The sequence below is a fragment of the Oribacterium sp. oral taxon 078 str. F0263 genome (genome assembly GCF_000469565.1).
Taxonomy (GTDB): domain Bacteria; phylum Bacillota; class Clostridia; order Lachnospirales; family Lachnospiraceae; genus Oribacterium.
Genome location: NZ_KI273077.1, coordinates 1 through 22,525 on the forward strand (window position 1 = coordinate 1; position 22,525 = coordinate 22,525).

Genomic DNA, 22,525 nt, shown 5'->3' on the forward strand with positions numbered 1-22,525 from the left:
TGAATTCACTTCCCGCTCCTCTTCTCTTTCTGCTCCCGAACGGACTCGAACCGCCACTACTGGCGTCGGAGGCCAGCGCTCTATCCATTAAGCTACGGGGGCGACTTCCCTAGTTTAAAACAAGTACCCGGAAAATACAAGCTGAAATCAGAAAAACTTTATTTCCGAAGAGAGCATTTTTATTGAAAATAATTTTTTAACATGCTATATTTAATAGAGAATCGTGATAAATGACAGTTGCTCGGAGATGAGCGATAAATGATAAATGATAAATGCTAAGTCATAAGCGCATCGGAAAGAGGAAGCTTTCGGAAAGACAGGTGATTCCATGCAGGAGGATTATCTCACAAAAATACGTTCTGCCTATAATCAGTTTACGAGGGCGGAGAAGAGGGTGGCGGACTTTATCCTCGAAAATCCGAAGAAGGTCCTGTTTATGTCGATCTCTGACCTCGCGGAGGCCTGCGATGTGGGGGATACCTCCGTCTTTCGCTTCTGTAAGACCATGAATATGAAGGGCTATCAGGAGTTCAAGATGACGCTCTCCCTCTCCATGCGCTCCGGACGGGAGGAGCTCCCGGAGACGGAGGAGAGGATCCGGCTGGAGGATGATATCTCGGATCTTGCGAAGAAGGTGCTCACGGAGAATATCTCCGCGATCCAGGAGACCTACTCTCTCCTGGACTTAAAGCAGGTGACGCTTGCGATGGACGCGATTTCCCGGGCGAAGCGGGTGATTTTCTTCGGTGTCGGAGCGTCCATGCTCACGGCGATGAAGGCGATGAACAAATTTCTCAGGGTCGAGCCGAAGGTCTATTGCAGCGAGGTCGCCAATGTGCAGCTTATGATGGCCTCTATGATGGGGCCGGAGGACGCGGCGGTGATCTTTTCCTATTCGGGGGCGACGAAGGATATCGTGGAGATCGCGAGGCTTGCGAAGGGCTCCGGCGCGAAGGTGATCGCGATCACGCGCTTTACGAAATCCGAGCTCACGGAATATGCGGATCTCATCCTCCTTTCCGGTGCCAATGAGGGCGGCCTGCAGAGCGGTTCCACCTCCGCAGAGATCAGTCAGCTCTTCCTCGTGGACATCATGTACTCCGAATACTATAGAAGACATTACAGAAGCTGCATGGAAAATCATGAGAAGACGGAGAGGGCGCTCGCCGATAAATGAGAGGGGATCGGCTGGGCGGAAGCGGAATAGATACACGGCCCGGCGGATCGGGGAAACGGAGCGATCGAGAGCCCGCGGCCCGCTTTTTGCTTGAGACCGGGAGAGGAGGAAGGGATGGAAGAGAGGAAACTGCCTCTCACGGAGGAGCAGTGGAGCTGTCTTCGCGTCCGGATGCAGGAGACGGGGGAGGGGATGAAGAGGGTCGTCCCCTGCCTCATAAAGGCGCTGGAGGGACAGCTCTCCGCAAAGAGAGTGCGGCGCGCTGTAGCGGAGCTTTCGGATGCGGGCTATCTTTCGGAGAGGGAGTACCTCCCGACGAAGAAGGCGGAGAGGCTCTACCGCTATTACCTTCTCCCCTGGGAGGCGATCTGCCATGAGCAGGAGAAGCTCGGGATAGAGCCCGGGGAGAGGGAGAGGATCGCGGATCATCTGCTCGTGCTCTATCCCTCTTCGGCGCTGGAAAGGCTCTCGGAGCGCTGCCGGGAGGAGCAGGAGAGGGCGGCGGGGGAGGTCCACGGGGAGCTGATCACGGATACGGATTTCTCCGGAAAGATCCCCTTTGGAAGCTATCAGGTGGCGTTTGAGCTTTTGGAAGGGGGGAGAGGATCGGATCGGGGGGATGCGGAAGAGAGCATGCGGCAGAGATACCGGGAGGCAGAATTCTCCTCCGCCTTTCTTCCTTCCGCAAGGCTCATTATCGCCCCGCAGAGAAGCTGTCTGGAGCTTAGCTGGATTCGGGAGGGGGAAAGGCTTTGCAGTATCCGCTGCCGCTCGAAGAACGAGCGGACGGATTTCAAAAACGAGGGAGGGAAGGTCCGCATCCCCCTCACGGCCTTCAGCTTCGAATATGTGCCAAACTACAAGATCCTGCAGGGAGAGCTCGCGGTTCAGCTGATCACGGAGGGCGCGGGAGAGGAGGAGACAGAGCGGAAAAGCCGTGCGCTTCTCCTGGAGCTCCCGCTCCTTTTTGACTGAGGGGAGGCAAGGTGGAGAAAATCGACTATCTCAGGGCGCTCCTTGAGGATGGGAAGGAGGATGAGTCCGGCGTTCCCTCCTTGAGCCGGATCGCGAGGAAGCTCAAGGTGAACCGCTCTACGGTGATGCGGGGACTGATGCCCTATCGCGCGGAGGGGATTTTAGATGAAAAGTATCGCTTCACGGAAAAGGGAGACGCCTGGCTCCGCTCGACCAATCAGCGGGTGACGAGACTTCGGAACTGGCTTTTGGCACATCAGGTGGAGGCGGAGAAGGCGGAGGCGGATGCCGCCGCTGTGATCCAGAACTGCTCGGAGGAGGGGGCGATGGTCCTCAGCAATATCGGCGTGCTCTGCTCCTCCTGCGGCTACCGGAATGTCGCCTCGGGAAAGTGGTTCGGGAGCTCGGGGGAGGAATTTCTGCAAAAAAGAAAGCTTCGCTTTCGGGAGGGGCAGCTTCTTTTCCTCAGCTTTTGGAAGGAGCGGAAGGAGAGCAGCATCCGGGAGCTCTCCATGGCGAATGAGGGCTTTGAGCGGACGGGGGAGCTCACGGAGAGGGACGGCGCATGGATGCTCCGGCTTCGGCTTCGGACGCTGACGCATCAGTCCGCCATGGGACAATGGTTTTCCGGGATCGCGAGGGTCTTCGAATTTGAGCGAGGGGAGCAAAACGCGGGAGACTGGGAGAGGGCGGAGATCCGTGAGAAGGAGCTCCTGCTCCCCCTGTCCTCCTTCTGGATCGCCTACCGGGGCGATCTCTCCCGCCTTCGGGCCCGTCTCCATGTACGGATCTCCTGTTCCGTCGGGCCGTTGGCGATGCCGATGGGGAGCGCGTATCTGGAGGCAAGGATGTACGACTGAGCAAAGGCAGACAGCCGCTGCCGCTCGATTTTTGATTTTACGTGTGGAATCCAAATTTCCCATTGGGAAATTTTTCAATAAAGGGGAAGCTTTCGTTGCAGGCTATGCAACGAAAGCTTCCCCTTTATCCAGGCTTTTTGAGCCGGAGCGCCTCGAAAATTCCTCCGGAAGAATGTTGCGTAATCTGCAACGACAAAATTCTCGTATTGACAGGCTGAAAAAGCAACTATATTATACAAAATGATGTTAGTTAAGACGAACTAACTTTACCGCGGGAGAGAAAATCGAGAGGATTCCGCCGGGAGCGCGGAGAGAATTTCGCGGCGGGGAAAAAAGATTTCGGAAGGGGAAAAGGACGGTCTTAGAGCTATGAATCTGGAGAAGACATTCAGGATGCTTCGGAAAAACTGGAAGCTTGGAAAGTATCGGAGGCTTTTGCAAAATGCGGGGCTCTGCGCGGCGACAGCGTGTATCGTGCTTCTCCTCGTCTATTTTGTCCGGGGCAGGGAGGCGGAGAAGGAGATCGAGGCGCTCCGGGCTTTGAAAAATCAGGCGGCGGCGGAGTCCCCCGCCGCACTCCCGAAGCTGGACGGACGGGAGGTCTCCGGGGAGTATCAGGAACTTTTCCTGAAGAATCCGGATCTTGTCGCCTGGCTCACGATCGACGGCACGAAGATCGATTACCCGGTCATGTGGACGCCGGAGGACCCGGAATTTTACAGCCACAGGGGCTTTGACAAGAAGGAATCGCAAAACGGCCTTCTCTTTCTGGACAAGGGCTCCCGCATCAATGAATACGGGGGAAATCTGATCGTCTACGGCCACAACATGAAGAACGGCTCCATGTTTGCGGATCTTCTCCGCTATGGGAAAAAGAGCTACTGGGAGGGGCATAAGAGCATACAGCTCGATACTTTGCAGGAGTCGCGCCGCTATGAGATCTTTGCGGCGGGGAAGAGCGGGGATCCGAAGGCGCTCCCCTATGGCTTTACGACGGCGTCCGAGAAGGAGTGCAGGGCGGCGCTGGAGGGGATGCAGGCGCTGAGCCTCTATGATACCGGGGAGAAGGGAAACTGGGGGGACGATTTCCTGACGCTCTCCACCTGCGACTACAGCACGAAGGACGGGAGATTCGTCGTGATGGCGCGGCGAGTGAAGTAGGGGCGAGGATCTTTTCATGAGGAGAGCTTTTCAAAGAGCGGTTTTTTCCGTGTTTTTCCTCCTGGCATTGCTGGGAAGAGCGCCCCTCGTATGGGCGCTTCCGAAGGGGAATTATCTTGTAACGGTGAGTCCGAGCTACCGCGATCCGGAGAGCGGAGAGATCGAGGACCCGGGAAACAATGAGGCTATAGGGCAGGGCATGACGGAGAAGCTCTGCGGAAGGAGCGGCCTTCTGGAGGTGGGAGAGGGCGGAGAGATGTATCTCACGGTCCGCTACTATCTGAGCCAGTTCGTGCGCGACGTGGGCTTCGAGGAGCGTTCCGGAGGCTCCTTCTCCCCTCTCTCCTTTCAGGAGATGCAGACGAGAGCGCCCCGGGAGGGAGCCGACAATATCGACGAGAAGTACGGCTACACGGATTACCGGATGAAGGTCAAAAGCATGGATTCTGTCTTCCGGGGGAAGGCCTATGTAGAGCCGATGGGGAGAAATGTCGTCTATTTCTTCCGCTTCGGAAATCCGGTTCCGGGGAGCGGGGATTTCGTGCTTTCTCAGGAGAATGCCCGGGCGGAGAGCTCGGGGGCTCAGGGGAGAGAGAGCAGAGGATCGGAGAGGGAAGCTTCTTATTCTGTTTCTGAGGGAGGATATCCCGAGGAAAGGGGCAGAGAGCAGAGCGAAGTCTCCCCTGATCCGGCGGAGCGCCCGGCAGCTTCCTTCTATCGGGAGTATCGGGAGAGGGATGCGGGAGATGGAGGAAATGGTGGAAATGGAGGCAATGAAGGAAATGGAAGCGGAGACGCGGATTCTCCTGTGACAGGCATCCCGGAGAAGCCCGCGGATCTTAAAGCGAGGAGAGCTTCTTCGGACGGCAGAGGGCTTTCGGGAAGCGGAGACTCTTCAGAAAGCGGAGAGAGTCTTTCCGGAAGCGGGAATCCCTCCGGAGACGGAAGCTTATCGAGAGGCGAAGGCTCCTTCGTATCCGGAGGTGAAAGCTTATCGGGAAGCGGGGATTCCGGGGACAGCGGCTATCATTTGGATACCGATTACGATCTCTCGGCGCAGCCCATGGAGGAAGCGAGGAAGCTGACGGAGCCCCTCCTGAAAAATGCGGTCGGGATCTCCGGTGAGAGCTGGAAAAAGGACGAAGCCTCCTCTCCGGAAGAAAAGGGGGAGAAAAACCATAAGAGTGAGTTCTCCGCTTCGAAGCTTGTCATGCTCTTACTGCTCGCTCTCTCCGCTGTCCTCTTAGGCTGCTTCTTCTTTTTCGGAAGGAGGAGAGATAGGGGATCGGCCGGGGATGAGAGAGCGAATGCGGAGAAGAATGGAGAAGGAAGGCCCAAAGAGCGGGGAGGAAGAGAGGAAAGATGAGGCTTTTGAGAGGAAGAGGGGGAGCTTTTTGCAGGGGAGCGGCGCTTCTTCTCGCAGCGGCAGTCCTCCTTGGCTCCTGCATCGATCAGAGCGGGGGCAGAGGGGGACAGGGGCTTTCGGAGAGCGCGGAGAGCGGGAGTGAGCTCCCCGAAAAGGAGAATACAGAAGGCGGGAGAGAGCTTCCGAAAAAGGAGAGCGCGGAGAGTGAAAGAGGGGTCCGGAAGGAGGAGAGCGAAGAGGACAGAAGCGAAGCCTCTTCCTCCCCGAGGATCGTCGCGACCAGTCCCGCGACAGTGGAAATTATGGCGAGGCTCGATCTTTCGCTGGTCGGCGTCCCGGAATCCAGCCTCTCTTCCCTCCCGTCCCGCTACAGCGCGGTGACGAGGGTCGGGACCGCCATGGGGCCGGATATGGAGATCATCAAGACGCTGAAGCCCGACTATGTCATCGGCCCCGCCTCTCTGGAGAAGGATATGGAGCCGAAGCTCCGGGCAGCGGGGCTTCAGGGGATCTTTCTGAATCTGGAGAGCGTGGAGGGACTGTATAAGAGCGTGGAGGAGCTGGGGGCACTCCTTGGAAGAGGGGAGGAGGCAGATCGGATGGTCGATGAGTTTTCCGCCTTCTACTATGCCTATCAAAAGGAACATGCGGGCCGGGAGAGTCCGAGCGTTCTGATCCTGATGGGGCTTCCGGGCTCCTATGTCGTCGCGACGGGGAAGAGCTATGTGGGAAGTCTGGTCCGGCTTGCGGGCGGGAGAAATGTCTATGAGGACGAGGCACAGGACTTCATTGTCGCAAATACGGAGGATATGCAGAGGAAGGACCCGGACATCATACTGCGGGCGGCCCACGCTCTGCCGGAGGATGTAGAGGCCATGTTTCATCAGGAATTCGAGACGAATGAGATCTGGAGACATTTCCGGGCGGTAGAGGACGGATGTGTCTACGACCTTCCCTACCAGGAGTTTGGGATGAGCGCGAAGTTCAATTTCCCGGCGGCGCTCCGGATACTGGAGCCCATGCTCTACGGAGAATGAGAAAAAAGGGAAGGAAGAAAATGAAGGAAACGAAGGAAATGAAGGGAAAAAGGGAAACGAGGGGGGAGAGATGAAGGAAATGACAGCGGAAGGAAATACGGGGAGGAGGGGGCGCACAGCAGTGTTTTTCCTCGTCGCGGCGCTGCTCCTTCTCCTTCTTTTCTGGTTTTCCGTGAACACGGGGAGCCTTCCCATCACACCGAGGGAGCTCTATCTGGGACTCTTCGTGCGCTACGATCAGAATGTCGCCGCGGTCTGGGATCTCCGCTTCCCCAGGATCCTCATCGCAATGCTCGGCGGGGCGGCGCTCTCTGTCTCCGGTGTGCTGTTCCAGGCCTGCATGAGAAATCCGATCGCCGATCCCGGCATCATCGGGATCAGCGCGGGGGCGGGCTTCGCATCCGCTCTGACCACGGCCCTCTTCCCCTCTCTCTACTTCTTCCTTCCGATCTTTTCCTTCGCCGGAGGGATCGCCGCCTGCGTGCTCGTCTATCTCCTGGCCTTTCGAAACGGACTGAATCCGCTTCGCATCATCTTAGTGGGCGTCGCGGTGAACGCGGTGTTCACGGGACTGATGCAGGCCTTCACCGCGATGAGCGGGGGAAATCTCTCCGGTGTCGCCGGGATCGCGAACGCGGGCATCTCCCAGAAGACCTGGGAGGATGTCTTCCTCCTCGCCGGCTATGCGGTGCTGGGGCTCACGCTCTCCTGGATGCTCTTCTACCAGTGCGATCTCCTGCTCCTTAGTGATCAGACGGCGGAGGGGCTCGGGCTCAATGTGACGGCCGCTCGGATCGCGGTCTCTCTGGTCGCCGTGGTGCTCGCATCCTCCGCTGCCGCGGAGCTTGGCGTAGTATCCTTCCTGGGGTTGATTGTGCCCCACATCGCAAGGCTTCTCGTCGGCTCCCGGCATAAGATCCTGATCCCCTTCTCCGCACTGGGAGGGGCGCTTCTTCTCCTTCTCGCGGACACGATCGGGCGGAGGATCGCCTTCCCCCACGAGATCCCGGCTGCGATTCTCCTCTCGATCGTCGGAGGACCGCTGCTCATCCTGCTGATCAGAAGGAGCGATAAAAGCTATGGCATATAGACTGGAAAAGGAGAGGGACATGGTGGAAGCATCGGACGCGATGGAGATCCGGGATCTCAGCTTCTCCTACGACGGGCGGGAGAAGGTGCTTTCACATATCGATCTTTGCATCCCGAAGGGAAAGATCACCGTGCTCCTTGGCGCAAACGGCTGCGGGAAGACGACGCTCTTTCGCCTTATGGCGAGGAATCTCTCCCCGGATGAGGGGGAGATTCTGCTCGGCGGAGTGAGGATAGAGGAGCTCAGCCGGAAGGAGTTCGCCCGGAGGGCGGCGATCGTTCATCAGAGCAATACTGCGCCGCCGGACCTTTGTGTGGAGACGCTGGTCGGCTACGGGAGGACGCCCTACCTCCACGCCTTCCAGAGCGCGGGATCGAAGAGTGACTGCGAAGCCATTCGCTGGGCGATGGAGCTTACGGATGTCTTAAAGCATCGGAAAAAGATGGTCTCGGAGCTCTCCGGGGGACAGCGGCAGCGGGTCTGGATCGCGGCGGCGCTGGCCCAGGAGACGGAGCTTCTGATGCTGGATGAGCCGACGAGCTTCCTCGATATCCGCTATCAGATCGAGCTTCTTCAGCTCATACGGAGGCTGAACCGGGACTACGGCATGACCATCGTCATGGTGCTCCACGACATCAACCAGGCGATCCGCTACGCGGATGAGATCGTGGGGATGAAGGACGGCAGAATCACGGCGCAGGGTCTGGCGGAGGAGCTCGTGACACCGGACTTCCTTCGGGAGCTCTACGGCATCGCGCTCCCGCTCACGGAGCTGTCGGGGCAGAAATTCGTGCTGGCGGTATGACTTATCTTCCTATTTTGCGCCGCCCGGCCGTTCCATAGGCAGGCTGCCTGCCGCAGACAGCGGCGCATAAGCAATTTACGTGCGTAAGACTACCTTTCCTGCTGCTTTGCCGCCCCGACGCAGGACGCTCTCGCTCCGACTGCCGCGGCCAGCGGCCGATAAGCGATCTTGAGAAACCAGATCGCTAAACGCCGGGGCGGCAGACGGCCTGCTCACAGGTCGACAAAGCGGCAGGCGGCAAAGGAACAGTTTTTTCGGAATTTTCGGAGAGGTGGATGCCGGGCGGAGGGAAGGCCTCCGTATCGAAAGAACACTCGATGCTCTGGAAGGGGCGAGAGGAAAACATTGTTTGATTTACAGAAGGAGGAATCAAGATGAAGACAAGAAACAAACTGGCGTCGGTAATTCTTACCATGGCTCTGCTGATCGGGACTTCCCTTTCCGCATTCGCCAGCAACCTGAATGGGCCCTTCCTGTTCCGCGATGCGGCGCTCACGAAGCAGTATCCACAGCACGCGCAGGCCTGCTTCCGGCAGGTTTTGACAGAGGAAGGAGAAGAGACGACGGGGCTGAAGGTCTACGTGAAGGATGTGACCTACTTCTTCATCACGGGGAGAATCACCTCGATGACGATTAACGGAGAGAGGAGGGAGCCTGATAAAAACCAGGTGATCACCTTCTCCGCGGTCGACAATGATCTGATCTCAAAGGACGGCGCCGTAAAGGTCAGCCTCGAGCTGAGCTATCTCGGACACAAGCACGATGTGAGAAACGTCTACCTGGATGTGATCAACTAAGGCTCTCGGGCGAAGGGCGCCCGTAAGGCATCAGGGCGGAGGGCGAAGCAGACTGCCCTCCGTCCCTCACAGGCTCTGCCCGCCGCAAAAGAGCGGGCGGAGCCTAAGTCAAGGAAAGGACCTGAATCATGAAAAAGCTTTGGAAGAGGATGATACGGAAGGGACTCGCGGGGCTCCTCTGCCTTTCGCTCCTTCTGGCTCCGGCGGCACTTCCCGGCTCTCTGCATCCCCTCGCGGCCCCGAAGGAGCAGGATCTTGCAGAGGGGGAGAGCTATCTCGTCCCGATGGAGTTCTATACGGCGGGCGCTAATACGGACTGGAGTCATCCGAAGCTGAAGAAGATGGGTCTTTTCAGTACGGTGAGGACGCAGATCTATGATCTTGCGGAGATCCGAAGGCTCGGCGGGAAGTACGAGGTCAGTCTCTACTACCACGGCTTCCATGTCTCGGATATGGTGCAGCTCATGGATATCGAAGGGGCAAAAAGGGCGGAGAAGGACGGCTACGCCTACTGCGATAAGGTTCCGATGGGAAGCTTCAATAAGCCCGCGCAGTACAAGGATCCGGGGGCAGAGGGACTGGAAAAATCCGTGAGTGCGGCGGGAGACCGCTATTGCAGGACGGACGCAAGGACCGTCCTCTTCGATGAGGAGAGGGATACGGGAAAGATCACGCTCACGCTGGAGGAGCTCTCCGGCGGGCTGTATTTCCGGAGCCTGTATACTCCAAACTCCGGTCTTCCCGTATCACAGTACATCAGCTTTGATCTCTCCAAGGCAGAGCGGATCGCAAGCTACGGGGCGGGACAGTATACGCTTGGCTATGACTGGTGCAATTACGTGGCCGCAATCAAAAGAGATGACTTTTCCCGGAAGTACACGGATCAAAGCGTAAAGATGTATGAGCGAATCTCAAAGCTTTTTGAGAGAGCCGTGGAGACGGAGGCGGACGGAGCGGGAAGGCTCCGGGCGAGCCTTCGGCTTCGCGACACGGAGGGAATTGAGAGCATCTCCCTCGCCGGGAAGAAGGGGCTGGACTTTGGCGACTCCAATAAGGCGAGGAAAAGGCTGGAGCAGGAGTTTGAGGGGACAGACTTTACGGAGCTTTGGAAAAAGGGATCGGGAAAGGATACGATCACGCTGGACTTTAAGGATATCCGGGACGGCCGCTATCTCCAGATTCTGACGGAGGAAGACAGCGCGTACAACAGCAAGAAAAAGCCGAATTCCGTACTTCGAAGGGGCTGGTATGCCTATCTTCGGCTCACGCCGAAGGTGAAGGAGGAGAGCGAGGAGGAGCGCCTCCTCTCCGGAGAGGCGGAGCTTCGCATGGCGAAGGGAGTCATACCGGAGAACAGCGAGTTCCGCTTTGAGCGGGTGGAGGGCGCGGTGAAGCCGCTCTACTGCTCGGAATACGACCTTAAGGGGGCAGCGCGCTTCAGCAGAAGCGGGAGTGCCTGCGTGAGCTACAACAGCTCCTTAAAGGCGAATGGGGAGCAGTTTTCTCTGAACGGGCAGGTGACGCTCCGCCTCAAGCTTCCGGAGGACTTTGACCTTTCGACGACGACGGTACAGATCAGTAAGAGTAGCGGAGAATTCGAAAATACCTACAGTAAGTACATCGACAGGGACAGCCGGACCTTCGTTTTCACGACGAGCCAGGCGGAGGATCTGAACGCGACCTACAGCTTCTACGATTACGGGCAGCATCTCCGGCCGGAGGAGCTTGCGGAGCTTCCGGCGGGACTCTACCGGGTGCGGCTCACGATGGCGCACGCCTCTCTGCCCTATTTCCCCTCCATGTCGAACCAGTCCATCGTGGACAATACGGGCTATCTCGAGGTCTCTGAGGCGGAGGGGAAAAAGAGCTTCCGGGTCTACTACGCCCTGGAGCCCGTCTATGTATCCGGGATCACCGGATATATGACGGGGGAGTTCTGCTGCGACGGAGAGGATCAGAGTGTCTATACGCCGGTGGAGGTCCATTCGTATTATACGGCGGAGGACGGCGGTCTCGGCTTCGACGCCTGGGCGAGGGAATATCATTTTCAGTATCTGAAGAGCCTGAGCTTCCCCCTCGGGAAAGCGCGGGACGACGGCTCCTACCTGATACGCTTCACGGTTCCGGCGATGGATGTGCACACCGGGGACGGGACCGGCGTCCAGGTCGCATCCCTTCGGATCAGCGAGCCGGAAAAGCTTGAGGACGGGGCGGCAAATCCCCTTGCAGGCCACGATAAGTCTGTACTTCGAGCCGTGATCGAGAGGGCGGAGCGCGCTCTCGAGAGCATGGATAAGGCGGGGGAGGCCTACCGCTCGCTGCAGAGCGCGGTCTCGGAGGCGAAGCAGTGCTACGCCGGGAATCCGTCGGAGGAGGAGCTCCTGAAGGGGAGGGATAAGCTTCTGCAGGCGATGAAGGATTCCGGAGCGGGAGAGGGGAAGCGTCTCTCGGACGGGGTCTATCGTCTTCCCTTTACCGTCTATGAGAATGGAGGAGAGGCTCCCTCTTCGCTCAGCGGATACTTCGGCCGCACGCTGATCCTGACAGCAGCGGGCAGTACGATGAAGCTTAAGCTTCCCCTTTCGGAGCTGGACGGAGACAGCGTCACGGAGCTTCAGTATGATAACGGGGTGATGTTAAAGGATGCGGAGAAACTTAAGGACAAAGAGGGAAGGCTCAGTGCCTTTTTGATCGACCGCGCCTATACGGAGGCGAGCTTCGAGATCGACATAAAGACAAAGCGGAAGGATTATCAGCAAACCCTCTATCTCCGGCCGGATTTCTCAAAGGCGGAGGAGTCCGCGGCGCCGGAGGAGGAGATCCGCACGCTGAAGGAGCTGATCCTGGAGCTTCAGGCACTTCGGGGAGAGGACTATACGAAGGCCTCCCTGGGGGAGGCCCGGAAGGCGGCACAGGAAGCGGCGGCGGTCTATCGGGAAACGGCGCCGGAGCGGGACGCCGTGCGGGAGCAGATCGAGAGCTTAAGACGCGCGAAGGAGGGGCTGGTCTCCCTGAAGGAGCTCCGGGAAGCGCTTTCCGAGGCGAAAAAGCTCACTCCTACGGAGGCTCTCTCTGCGGCGATTGCGAAGGCAGAGCAGCTTCTCTTAAAGGAGGATGCGACGAAGGAGGAGGTCCGGGACGCGCTCTCCGCCCTGCACTTTGCATCGGGAGGTGCCGGCGGCATCTCGCAGCTTTCCGACGGCTATTATCTCCTTCCGCTCCGGATCCTCTCTAACGGCGCGGTATCGGAAAAGTGGAAGGAGGTCTTTCGGAGGGCGGAGCTCTCTGTGAGCGGGGACAGCGCGGAGCTGATTCTTTGCCTTCGGAAGAATACGCTGCGCTCTCTGGACTTTGCCCTGTCCGGGAAGGATTTCGAGAACATGGAAATCCTGGGAAGGGACGGAGACAGCCCGGAGAGAGTGAGGATCCGTTTCCTTCGCTCGGAGGCCGAGGGGTATAAGCTTCTCCTAAGGCTTCATCAGGATCAGGATCAGGGCGAGGAGAATGTGGAGCTGCAGCTTGATTACGCTTCTTCGCAGAGCGCTGCGGATCCCGCAGAACTCTATCAGGAGCTTCTCCGCGCGAGAGCTTATCTTTCGGACGGGGAGCGCTATACAGAGGAGACGAGGGGACGGCTTTTACAGGAGATCTCCCGGACCGAGGAAGCGCTTTACGGAAGTGCTTTGAGCGAGGAGAGGATCTCCGGGCTTCTCCGGGAGCTCAGAGCCGCGGAAGCGGGACTTAAGAAGGCCGCGGATCGGAGCGCTCTGGAGGGAAGGATCGGGGAGGCCGGCGCGCTCTCCGAGCGAAGGGAGCTCTATACGGAGGAATCCTACGCGCTCCTTGCGGAGGCACTCTCCGCAGCGCGGAGGGTCTATGCGGATCCGAATGCCTCTCAGGAGGCCCTGGACACAGAGCTTCGGGCACTGGAAGCGGCGATCGACGGACTGGAGCTTCGCTCCCGGAGAGAGCTCCGCTCGGAGATCGAGGCGGCGGAGCGCTACCGCGAGGGGGAATACAGCGCAGAGAGCTGGAAGGCCTTCTCCGAGGTCCTCTCGAGAGCGAGAGAATGCTATGGGGACAGGAAACGATCCGACGCGGACTACCGGAAGGCGCTCTCCGAGCTGAGACAGGCGGAGGAGGCCCTTCGGAAGCTTCCGGAGGAGAGTGAGGCGAGACAGGCTCTCGAGGAAGCGATCCGGCTTCTCCAAAAGGAGGCGGGGGATGGCTCCCGCTATGAGGAGACGAGCTTCCGCTCCTTCTCCGGCTCACTTCACGCGGGACAGGATCTCCTGGATCACGCTGCGGACTACGGCGCGGGGGACGCGCAGTATGAGGCGGCGAAGCGGGCGCTCGCCGCGGAGTATGACGCCCTGCTTCTTCCCGATGGAATGGCGGCCGGAAGCTCCGGGCTCTCTGTCTTTGCTTCAGAGGGATTTTCGTACGGGATGGAAGAGGAGGATGCGGGATATGCGGGAGAGCTTCCCTTTGGAAGAGACAGCGCGATTGCCGCGGAGATCGCGACCCCGTCCGAGCTCCCGGATTTTGGGGAGGGGGAGCTTCCGCAGTGGGCCCTCGAGGGAGCGCTCGACAGCTCCGGCAATCTTACGGACAGCTTCGGGGAGAGTTATCCTGACGGCATCTACTCTGTGAACTGCAGTCTATGGCAGTTTTCACAGAATAAGGCGTCCATGGGAGACGGCGCCCTGGTGGATGCCTTCCCGGATCGCCCCGGGAAGCAGGCGAAGCTTCTCCTCGAGGGCGGAAGGGCCTATCTCTACGCGGGATTTCAGAGGATGGAATTCAGCGGGCTCAGCGGACATCTCCTCGACATCGTCATGCTGGACGGGCTTAAGAAGACGAACGGCGTGATCGATGAGGGAAGCTATACCGAGGTCCCCCCGGAGATCCTGGAGGAGAGCGAGGAGACGGATCGCTTCGGACCGCCTGCGGGACGGAAGTACCCGAGTCTTGTCCGCTTCGATATCACAAAGTATATGGCGGCGAGGAATCAGTACATCCCGGTCATGGTAAATGTCCCCGTCATGGGGGCGAGTGCGCGGCAGCCGGCCTATCTCCGCTGCTACTGGAGCAGTCTTGCTTTGGTCGAGGGGAAGGAGCCGGAGAAGCCGGATGAGCCGAAGAAGCCGGAGCAGCCGGGAGCAGACTTTACGGGATTTGAGACAGTGCTCAATCAGGTCAGCGCTGCGAGGGAATCGGAATATACCGAGGGGAGCTACAACGCGCTCTCCCTGAGCGTCGCGGCCGGAGAGAGGCTGAAGGCGCTGAAGGGGGCCCCGCAGAACAGCGTGGACCGGAGAATAGAGGCGCTTCGCGCGAGCTATGCCGCCCTGATTCTTAAGAAAAGGGCGGAGCCGGAGAGCCCGGATCAGCCCAATCAGCCCAAGCGTCCGGATCAGCCCAAGCGTCCGGATCAGCCCAATCGTCCGGATCAAAAATCCGATCCGTCGGCACTTCGGAGCAGGCTGCAGCTTAAGTATATGGAAGGGATCAAGGCCCTTCAGGGGAACTACACGGAGGCCTCTCTCTCCGCGCTGGAGGAAGCGATGAAGGCCGCGGTTTCGGTCCTGAACGATAAGGAGGCGACGAAGCTTCAGCTTGAGAGAGCGGTGCAGAAGCTTGAAAACGCGCTCTCCGGGCTTATCCTAAAGGAGGAGAAGCCGTCGGGGACGGTCAATCGGAAGGCGCTCTCCGCCCTGATCGCGATGGCCTCCGCCATGGATTCTTCCGCCTATACGAAAGAGAGCTGGACGAAGCTTATGGCGGCACTTGCTCTTGCGAGAAATGTATATAGCGATGAGAAGGCGACACAGGCGGAGCTCGACTCGCAGGAGGCGGCACTTCGGCTTGCGATCGAGTCCTTAAGTCCTGCGGGAAATCCCGGGGACTCCGGGGACGGCGGGGCGAAAAGGAAAAAGTCGGAGGAGAAGGAAGGCTATTACAAAGTGGGCGTCCGCCTCTGGCACGCCAGTATGAACAAGGCCTCCATGGGAGACCCGGCGGTGGGAAGCACGGCCTATGTGAAGATTGAAAACGGAGATGTCACGATGCGCCTCATCACAAAGGAGATGAAGACGAGCGGCATCACCGCGCACCTCCATCACTTCTGGATCTACCAGGACAGTGAGTATAACGAGGCAGAGCTGATCTACGAAGAGAAAAACCGCTGGATCTATGAGTTCAGCCTGCCAAACGACAGCAGCAGCTACTATAAATGTGAGGTGGATCCCCAGGTGGAGGTCATGGGGACGGATCCTGTGAAGGCGCGCCTTAAGGTGAACTGGAGCGGGAAAAAGAAGATCAGCGAGAGCAAGTGGGAGGATCTCGGCGGCTACTCCGCAGAGAGCGGGAGCAAGGAGAAAGCGAAGCTCGGCAGCACTTCCTCCGGCTCTTCTTCCTCCGAGCTTCGAAATGCAGAGACCGGGATTAGTCTCCGCGGCGCGACAGGGGGACCGGAAAATAAGCTGGAAGCGGAAAAGAAGGAGAGCGGGGAGGAGTTTGAGCGCGCAAAATCCGCTCTTTCCGATAAGGCATCGCGCTTCGTCCTCTACGACATCCGCTTAAAGTCCGGGGAGAGAGAGCTGCAGCCCTCCGGGACTGTGACTCTCCGGCTGCCGATCCCGGCGGACTATGATCCCTCGAGGCTCGCCCTCTACCGGATCAACGATGACGGGACTGCCCTGCAGCTCCCCGGATCTGTGAGCGGCTCCTTCTATGAGGTGAGTCTCGATCACTTAAGTCTCTATGCGCTCGCGGAAAAGCTTCCGGCTCCTTCGGAATCCGCGGCCCCGGGAGAGCGTGCGCTGAGCCGGGCCGGAAACGGAGGGGGCAGCGGCACAGTCCAGAGGAGCGCGGCCTCCGTCCTTCGGAGCGGGGCAGCCAGGAGCGCATCCTCCGGCGGCGGAGCGGTCAACGGGAGAAGCATCCCCTATACGGGAGACCGGATGCCGCTCAGAGGGATTCTGGCGCTGGGCCTTTTCGGACTTCTTCTCTTTATCGGAGGAGCGGCGGACGAGAGGAGGCGGAGACACGGGCGCCGTCTTTTGGGCGGCGTCTCCTCCGAGGGAGAGGGAAGGATTTCATGAAACAACTGTTTAACGGGGTCTGTATCGCACTTGGCTTTTTCTTTGCCGGGATCGGATGCGTCGGAATCGCGCTTCCGATCCTGCCCACAACCCCCTTTTTACTTCTCTCGCTCTTTTTCTTTGCGAGGGGCTCGGAGCGCTTCTGCCGCTTTTTCATGGGGACCAGGATGTATCGGAAATACCTCTTGGAGCTCAAGGAGAAAAGGCCCATGCCGCCCGGGAGAAAGCTTCGGATCCTCGCCTCGGTGACAGGAGTCTTTGCCGTCGGATTTTTCTTTTCGCCGCCCTTTGCGCGGGGGATTCTCGCACTGGTTCTGGCTCTTCATTATATCTATTTTCTCTTCTTTGTGCGGACGAAGGGAGGGGAGAGCGGGGCGGAAGCGGAGGGGGCAGAGTCCCTCTCCGAGAGGGGAGGAGATTTATGATTCGAAAGCGGCTTTTCTCCCTGATGTCGGAGTCGTCCCGGGGCGCCGTGCTTCAAAACGTGCTCTGGCAGTGGGGGACGCTTCTGTCCTCCGTCCTGAGCATGAGTATCGTGGGGCGCCTTCTCGAGTCACTCTATCTTGGGAGGATCCGCTCGGGGACGCTTCTCCTCTCCGCGGCTTTCCTTTTGCTCTCCCTGCTCCTTCGGCTGCTCTGCACGAGGAGGGCGGCGGAGGCCTCCGCGAGAGCGGGGAGCGAGGTGAAGCAGGTCCTTCGGGAGAAGCTTTACCGAAAGCTCACAGCTCTTGGCGTGGCCTATCACGAAAAGCTCGGGAGCGCGGAGGCGGTGCAGCTTTCTGCGGAGGGAGTGGAGCAGCTCGAGGTATACTTCAGTCAATATCTTCCGCAGCTTTTCTACAGTCTGCTCGCTCCGCTCACACTGTTTTTCTTCCTCTCGTTTTATTGCCTTAAGGCGAGCCTTGCGCTTCTCCTCTGCGTTCCTCTGATCCCGCTCACGATCCTTCTCGTGCAGAAGATCGCAAAGCGCCTTTTGAAAAAATACTGGGGCTCGTATACGGAGCTCGGGGGGAGCTTTCTCGAGAATCTGCAGGGACTAATCACGCTTAAGATCTACGGCGCGGACGGGAAGAAGGCGGAGGAGATGGACCGGGAGGCAGAGCGCTTCCGGAGGATGACGATGCGGGTCCTCTCCATGCAGTTAAACTCCATTATCGTGATGGACCTGATCGCCTACGGAGGCGCGGTACTCGGGATGGGGATCTGCCTTTTGGAGTTTCAGAAGGGGGCGGTCAGCCTGAGCGGGCTTCTGACCCTTCTCCTTCTCTCCGCGGATTTCTTCCTCCCGGTGCGCCTTCTCGGAAGCCTCTTCCATGTGGCGATGAACGGGATGGCGGCGTCGGACCGTCTCTTTTCGATTCTGGATCTCCCGGAGGGGAAAAGGGGGGAGAAGGAGCTTTTGGAGGGGGAGACGGAGATCCGGCTTTCGGATGTCCGCTTCTCCTATGATGGGGATCGGAGGATACTGAAGGGGATCAGTTTATTTCTTCCCGCCCGGGGCTTAAGCGCCCTCGTTGGCCTCTCCGGCTGCGGAAAGAGCACGATAGCCGGGCTTCTTGGTGGGAGAGTGAGGGGGTATGAGGGACAGATCCTTCTGAACGGGACAGAGCTTTCGGAGCTCTCGGAGGAAAGCCTCATGAGAACCGTCACCCTGGTGCGGCACGACAGCTATCTCTTTCGCGGGACGGTCCGGGAGAACCTCCTCATGGCTTCCCCTGGGGCCTCGGAGCAGAAAATGTGGGATGCCCTGAGAGAGGTAAGGCTGGAGGGATATCTCCTCTTGCAGCAGGGACTTGACACGCCCCTTTCAGAGCGAGGAGAGAATCTCTCGGGGGGGCAGCGGCAGCGCCTTGCGATCGCCCGGGCCCTTTTAAGGGATACGCCGGTCTATCTCTTTGACGAGGCGGCCTCCAATATCGACTCGGAGAGCGAGGAAAAAATCATGGAGGCGATACGGCGGCTCTCCGAAAGACGCTCTGTGCTTTTGATCTCGCACCGCCTGAAAAATGCGGTGCAGGCGGACTGCATCTATCGGATGGAGGACGGGAGAATCGCAGAGAGGGGAAGTCATGAGGAGCTTATGAGGAGGAAGGGAGGCTACGCGGCGCTGTTTTTGGCGCAGAGTGAGCTGGAGAGCTATGCCGCGGGACTCTGTCCGCTTTCGGAAGGGAGGAAATGCTATGCCTAGCAAGAGAAGATCGGGGATCCGGATCATGGGAAGGCTTTCGGTCCTGGTTCTTCCCCTCCTTCCCGTCATGCTGCTCGCCGCACTTTCCGGAGTCGCCGGGCATCTCCTTGCGGCCTTTCTCACGGTGATTGCCGCTGCGGGGGGGCTTGAAATTCTCGCTCTCCCGGTCCCCTCCTTCCTTCCCTCTACCCTCTTTGGGATCGCCGTCTTACTTATGCTTTCCGCTTTGCTCCGGTCTTTCCTTCATTATGTCGAGCAGTACTGCAACCATTACATCGCATTCCGTCTGCTCGCGCTTCTTCGGCAGAAGGTCTTTTCGGCGCTTCGGCGTCTCGCCCCGGCGAAGCTTGAGGGGAGGGAGAGGGGAGAGCTCATCTCCCTCATCACGAGCGATATCGAGCTGCTGGAGGTCTTTTACGCGCATACTCTTTCGCCGATCCTCATCGCCGCTGTGAGCTCTGTCCTCATGATCCTTTTCCTCGGAAGCTTTCATCCTCTCCTCGCTCTGCTCGCTTTCTTCGCCTATCTGACGCTCGGCGTACTCCTTCCTATGAGAAGCAGTGCCCGGGGGAGGGAGAGCGGCGTGCTCTATCAGGAGAGCTTCGGGGAGATGAACGGCTTTTTGCTGGACAGCTTCCGCGGGATGCAGGAGACGATACAGTACGGAAGGACAAAAGAGCGGCTTTCTGAGCTTAGGGAGAGATCCGGGAGACTCGCGGAGCTTAAGAGACGGCTGAAGCTTCTCGACGGAGACGCGAATGCGGAGGCGGGGGCCTGCATCAGCTTCTTCTCCTTCGGCATGCTCTTTCTCGGCATTTGGCTCAGCCTCCGGGGTCAGCTCTCCTTTTCGGCGGTTCTACTCTCTGCGACGGCCATGATGAGCTCCTTCGGCCCGACGAGCGCGCTCCTTCGGCTCTCCGGCACGCTGAATCAGACGCTCGCCTGCGGGGAGCGGGTGCTCTCCCTTTTGGAGGAGGAGCCGGAGACAGAGGAGATCGAGGGGCAGGAGGAGACGGTGTTTTCCGGCGCATCCTTTTGCGGGGTCAGCTTTTCCTACGGAGGAGAAGAGGTACTGAGGGATCTCAGTCTTCGCATCCGGGAGAGGGGCATCCTCGGGATCCACGGGCCGAGCGGCTCCGGGAAGTCGACGCTGCTCCGCCTTTTGCTGCGCTTTTGGGATGCGGACAGGGGGGAGGTGCAGATCTCCGGGAAGGATATCCGAAGAATCAATACCGCGGATCTTCGCAGGATGGAGAGCCTGCTCACGCAGGAGAGCGTGCTCTTTCAGGATACGATCGCGGAAAATATCGCACTCGGGAAAATCGGCGCAGGGCCAGAGGAGATCCGGGAGGCCGCGAGGAAGGCGTCCGTCCACGACTTTATCGAAGCGCTTCCGAAGGGCTATGATACCCCGCTCAGCGAACTCGGGGAGAATCTCTCCGGCGGAGAACGGCAGAGAATCGGCCTTGCGAGAGCCTTTCTCCACGGGGCGCCCCTACTCCTTTTGGATGAGCCTACCGCAAACCTCGATGTCCTGAATGAGGGCGCGATTTTGAAGTCTCTGAAGGAGGAGAGGGAAAACCGGACGGTCGTACTGGTCTCACACCGGGCCTCGACCCTCGGCATCGCGGATGAGATCCATGAGCTCTGAGAGCTCGGCGGAAGAAGCAGTCGATGAAGCTCTTCCGCGTCCCTTTCTTCCGGCCGATCGCTCTATAGCTTACGCCCCGGAGCGCGGTTTTTCCAGGCTTCTGTCGGCTCCCCCTATCCTTCTCCCTCTTTTTGCTTTCGAAGCTCCTCGATTCTGTCCCGGCAGAGGGCGGCCTCCTCGAAGTTCAGCTCGGCGGCGGCAGCCCTCATTCTCTTTGTGAGCTCCCGGATGAGCTTTTCCAGCTCCCGGGCACTCATGGACTCCGCGTCCTTCTGGATTCCGCTTCCGCCGTCGCTGACCGCCTTTGAGATCGCGATGAGCTCCCGTACGGCCTTTTTGATCGTGGTCGGCGTGATGCCGTGCTCTTCATTATAGGAGATCTGTATTTTCCGCCTTCGCTCGGTCTCCTGCATCGTGCGCCGCATGGAGTCTGTGATCTGATCCGCATACATGATGACATGCCCCTCGGCATTCCTCGCGGCGCGGCCTACGGTCTGGATGAGAGAGGTCTCGGAGCGGAGGAAGCCCTCCTTGTCCGCGTCCAGGATCGCGACCAGTGTGATCTCCGGGATGTCGAGACCCTCCCGGAGGAGATTGATGCCGACCAGCACGTCGAACTTTCCGAGGCGCATATCCCTTATGATGGCGGCTCTCTCCAGCGTGTCGATGTCGGAGTGGAGGTACTTGACCAGGATGCCTGCCTCCTTCAGATATTTCGTGAGATCCTCGGCCATCCGCTTTGTGAGAGTGGTGACGAGGATCTTGTGCTTTTTCTCCGTTTCCCTCCGGATCTCTCCGATGAGATCATCGATCTGGCCTCTGATCGGGCGGACGGAGATCTCGGGGTCCAGGAGGCCGGTGGGGCGGATGATCTGCTCCGCCCGGAGAAGCTCGTGCTCCGCCTCATAGTCCCCCGGCGTAGCGGAGACGAAGAGCATCTGGTTGATCTTTCTCTCGAATTCGCCGAAATTTAAGGGGCGGTTGTCCAGCGCAGATGGGAGGCGGAAGCCGTAATCGACGAGCGTCGTTTTCCGGGAGAGATTTCCGTTGTACATCCCCCGGATCTGCGGCAGACTGATGTGGCTTTCGTCCACGATGATGAGGAAATCCTCCGGGAAGTAGTCCATGAGTGTGTAGGGCGGTTCTCCGGGCGCGGAGAAGTTCAAATGCCTCGTGTAGTTCTCGATGCCGGAGCATACGCCGGTCTCCCGCAGCATCTCCACATCGAAGTTCGTCCGCTCCGAGATCCGCTGTGCCTCGAGAAGCTTGTCTTCGGACTTAAAGTAATTTACCCTTTCCTCCAGCTCCTTCAGGATATTATCGCAGGCGAGACTCAGCTTCTCCGGAGGGATGACATAGGGGCTCGCCGGAAAGATCATGACATGAGAAAGCTCCGACTTCGCCTTCCCGCTCAGCGGGTCGATGATCCGGATCCTGTCGATCTCATCTCCGAAGAATTCGATCCGGTAGGCCTGCTCTCCTTCGGACGCGGGAAAGACGTCCACGATATCTCCCATGACCCGGAAGGTCCCGCGGTGGAAGTCCATGTCGTTTCGATTGTACTGGATCTCGATCAGGTGCCGGATCATCTCGTCTCTGTCCTTGCTCTGCCCGGGTCGGAGAGAGAGGGCCATGTTGAGATATTCCGTCGGGGCACCCAGCCCGTAGATGCAGGAGACGGAGGCCACGACGACCACATCCCTTCGCTCCGAGAGGGCGGCCATCGCGGAGTTTCTGAGCTTGTCGATCTCCTCATTGATGTCGGAGTCCTTCTCGATATAGGTGTCCGTGGAGGGAACATAGGCCTCCGGCTGATAGTAATCGTAGTAGGAGACAAAGTATTCCACCGAGTTTTCCGGGAAGAATTCCTTCATCTCCGAGTAGAGCTGGGCCGCGAGCGTTTTATTGTGGGAAATGATGAGAGTCGGCCGCTTCAGCCTTTCGATCACATTCGCCATGGTAAAGGTCTTGCCGGAGCCTGTCACTCCCAGTAAGGTCTGGAATTGATTGCCCTCCTGAAAGCCCCGTACCAGCTCCTCAATGGCCTTAGGCTGGTCTCCCGTTGGCGCATAGTCCGCATGCAGTTTAAAATCCATGGATCTCTCCCCCTATACTCGGTGCATAAGGCGCAAAAATCTCCATCAGGCGCAGGATATCCCACAGGCGCTTGTCCCGGCATCCATCCCGGCATTCGAGAAGAGAGCGGGACAGAGCCATATCCGATCGGGCGGAAAGCGGAGCGCTGTCTGCACTGCGGCGCTATGAACGCGGCAGTATGACGCTGCTTCTGCGGTGCTGAAAAGAGAAACATG

General features: G+C 58.8%; 14 protein-coding genes and 1 tRNA gene. 13 read left to right on the forward strand and 2 right to left on the reverse strand.

What is annotated here, in order from left to right; translation table 11 throughout:
• Window positions 1-30 precede the first annotated feature (30 nt).
• Window positions 31-102 (reverse strand) — tRNA-Arg (locus HMPREF1986_RS00160).
• Window positions 103-328: 226 nt separating this feature from the next.
• Here HMPREF1986_RS00160 and HMPREF1986_RS00165 point away from each other — a divergent pair.
• From HMPREF1986_RS00165 to HMPREF1986_RS00225, 13 genes are all read left to right on the forward strand, one after another.
• Window positions 329-1,177: a MurR/RpiR family transcriptional regulator gene (locus tag HMPREF1986_RS00165; RefSeq protein ID WP_021772675.1), complete on the forward strand. Its 849-nt coding sequence runs from the start codon at window positions 329-331 to the stop codon at window positions 1,175-1,177.
• Between the two features lie 114 nt (window positions 1,178-1,291).
• Window positions 1,292-2,152 (forward strand): hypothetical protein, encoded by an 861-nt coding sequence (locus tag HMPREF1986_RS00170; protein ID WP_021772676.1) that lies wholly within the window; start codon window positions 1,292-1,294, stop codon window positions 2,150-2,152.
• An 11-nt stretch (window positions 2,153-2,163) separates the two neighbouring features.
• Window positions 2,164-3,012 (forward strand): hypothetical protein, encoded by an 849-nt coding sequence (locus tag HMPREF1986_RS00175; protein ID WP_021772677.1) that lies wholly within the window; start codon window positions 2,164-2,166, stop codon window positions 3,010-3,012.
• Window positions 3,013-3,381: 369 nt separating this feature from the next.
• Window positions 3,382-4,173: a class B sortase gene (locus HMPREF1986_RS00180; RefSeq protein ID WP_021772679.1), complete on the forward strand. Its 792-nt coding sequence runs from the start codon at window positions 3,382-3,384 to the stop codon at window positions 4,171-4,173.
• 16 nt (window positions 4,174-4,189) lie between these two features.
• Complete coding sequence (locus tag HMPREF1986_RS00185) at window positions 4,190-5,539, forward strand: heme-binding Shp domain-containing protein (protein WP_021772680.1); 1,350 nt, start codon at window positions 4,190-4,192, stop codon at window positions 5,537-5,539.
• Window positions 5,536-6,576 (forward strand): heme ABC transporter substrate-binding protein IsdE, encoded by a 1,041-nt coding sequence (isdE, locus tag HMPREF1986_RS00190; RefSeq protein WP_021772681.1) that lies wholly within the window; start codon window positions 5,536-5,538, stop codon window positions 6,574-6,576. Before HMPREF1986_RS00185 ends, isdE begins: the two co-directional genes overlap by 4 nt.
• Before the next feature lie 70 nt (window positions 6,577-6,646).
• On the forward strand, window positions 6,647-7,666 hold the full coding sequence (locus tag HMPREF1986_RS00195; protein WP_021772682.1) for a FecCD family ABC transporter permease: 1,020 nt from the start codon (window positions 6,647-6,649) through the stop codon (window positions 7,664-7,666).
• Window positions 7,656-8,471: an ABC transporter ATP-binding protein gene (locus HMPREF1986_RS00200; protein WP_021772683.1), complete on the forward strand. Its 816-nt coding sequence runs from the start codon at window positions 7,656-7,658 to the stop codon at window positions 8,469-8,471. The genes HMPREF1986_RS00195 and HMPREF1986_RS00200 overlap by 11 nt, the downstream gene beginning before the upstream one ends.
• Window positions 8,472-8,845: 374 nt before the next feature.
• Window positions 8,846-9,268, forward strand: coding sequence for a hypothetical protein (locus HMPREF1986_RS00205; protein WP_021772684.1), 423 nt, complete (start codon window positions 8,846-8,848; stop codon window positions 9,266-9,268).
• Window positions 9,269-9,396: 128 nt separating this feature from the next.
• Window positions 9,397-16,374: an FIVAR domain-containing protein gene (locus HMPREF1986_RS00210; protein ID WP_021772685.1), complete on the forward strand. Its 6,978-nt coding sequence runs from the start codon at window positions 9,397-9,399 to the stop codon at window positions 16,372-16,374.
• Window positions 16,371-16,799 (forward strand): YbaN family protein, encoded by a 429-nt coding sequence (locus HMPREF1986_RS00215; RefSeq protein ID WP_021772686.1) that lies wholly within the window; start codon window positions 16,371-16,373, stop codon window positions 16,797-16,799. The genes HMPREF1986_RS00210 and HMPREF1986_RS00215 overlap by 4 nt, the downstream gene beginning before the upstream one ends.
• On the forward strand, window positions 16,796-18,562 hold the full coding sequence (locus HMPREF1986_RS00220; RefSeq protein ID WP_021772687.1) for an ABC transporter ATP-binding protein/permease: 1,767 nt from the start codon (window positions 16,796-16,798) through the stop codon (window positions 18,560-18,562). The genes HMPREF1986_RS00215 and HMPREF1986_RS00220 overlap by 4 nt, the downstream gene beginning before the upstream one ends.
• Entirely contained in the window at window positions 18,555-20,213 is a 1,659-nt protein-coding gene (locus HMPREF1986_RS00225) for an amino acid ABC transporter ATP-binding/permease protein (protein ID WP_021772688.1), read from the forward strand. Before HMPREF1986_RS00220 ends, HMPREF1986_RS00225 begins: the two co-directional genes overlap by 8 nt.
• Window positions 20,214-20,326: 113 nt before the next feature.
• Here HMPREF1986_RS00225 and uvrB read toward each other — a convergent pair whose 3' ends face one another.
• On the reverse strand, window positions 20,327-22,309 hold the full coding sequence (uvrB, locus tag HMPREF1986_RS00230) for an excinuclease ABC subunit UvrB (protein WP_021772689.1): 1,983 nt from the start codon (window positions 22,307-22,309) through the stop codon (window positions 20,327-20,329).
• Window positions 22,310-22,525 lie beyond the last annotated feature (216 nt).

Coding starts and splice junctions, on each gene's coding strand:
- HMPREF1986_RS00165 (WP_021772675.1), top strand. CDS start 329: ATGCAGGAGGATTATCTCACAAAAATACGTTCTGCCTATAATCAGTTT.
- HMPREF1986_RS00170 (WP_021772676.1), top strand. CDS start 1,292: ATGGAAGAGAGGAAACTGCCTCTCACGGAGGAGCAGTGGAGCTGTCTT.
- HMPREF1986_RS00180 (WP_021772679.1), top strand. CDS start 3,382: ATGAATCTGGAGAAGACATTCAGGATGCTTCGGAAAAACTGGAAGCTT.
- HMPREF1986_RS00185 (WP_021772680.1), top strand. CDS start 4,190: ATGAGGAGAGCTTTTCAAAGAGCGGTTTTTTCCGTGTTTTTCCTCCTG.
- isdE (WP_021772681.1), top strand. CDS start 5,536: ATGAGGCTTTTGAGAGGAAGAGGGGGAGCTTTTTGCAGGGGAGCGGCG.
- HMPREF1986_RS00195 (WP_021772682.1), top strand. CDS start 6,647: ATGAAGGAAATGACAGCGGAAGGAAATACGGGGAGGAGGGGGCGCACA.
- HMPREF1986_RS00200 (WP_021772683.1), top strand. CDS start 7,656: ATGGCATATAGACTGGAAAAGGAGAGGGACATGGTGGAAGCATCGGAC.
- HMPREF1986_RS00205 (WP_021772684.1), top strand. CDS start 8,846: ATGAAGACAAGAAACAAACTGGCGTCGGTAATTCTTACCATGGCTCTG.
- HMPREF1986_RS00210 (WP_021772685.1), top strand. CDS start 9,397: ATGAAAAAGCTTTGGAAGAGGATGATACGGAAGGGACTCGCGGGGCTC.
- HMPREF1986_RS00215 (WP_021772686.1), top strand. CDS start 16,371: ATGAAACAACTGTTTAACGGGGTCTGTATCGCACTTGGCTTTTTCTTT.
- HMPREF1986_RS00220 (WP_021772687.1), top strand. CDS start 16,796: ATGATTCGAAAGCGGCTTTTCTCCCTGATGTCGGAGTCGTCCCGGGGC.
- HMPREF1986_RS00225 (WP_021772688.1), top strand. CDS start 18,555: ATGCCTAGCAAGAGAAGATCGGGGATCCGGATCATGGGAAGGCTTTCG.
- uvrB (WP_021772689.1), bottom strand. CDS start 22,309: ATGGATTTTAAACTGCATGCGGACTATGCGCCAACGGGAGACCAGCCT.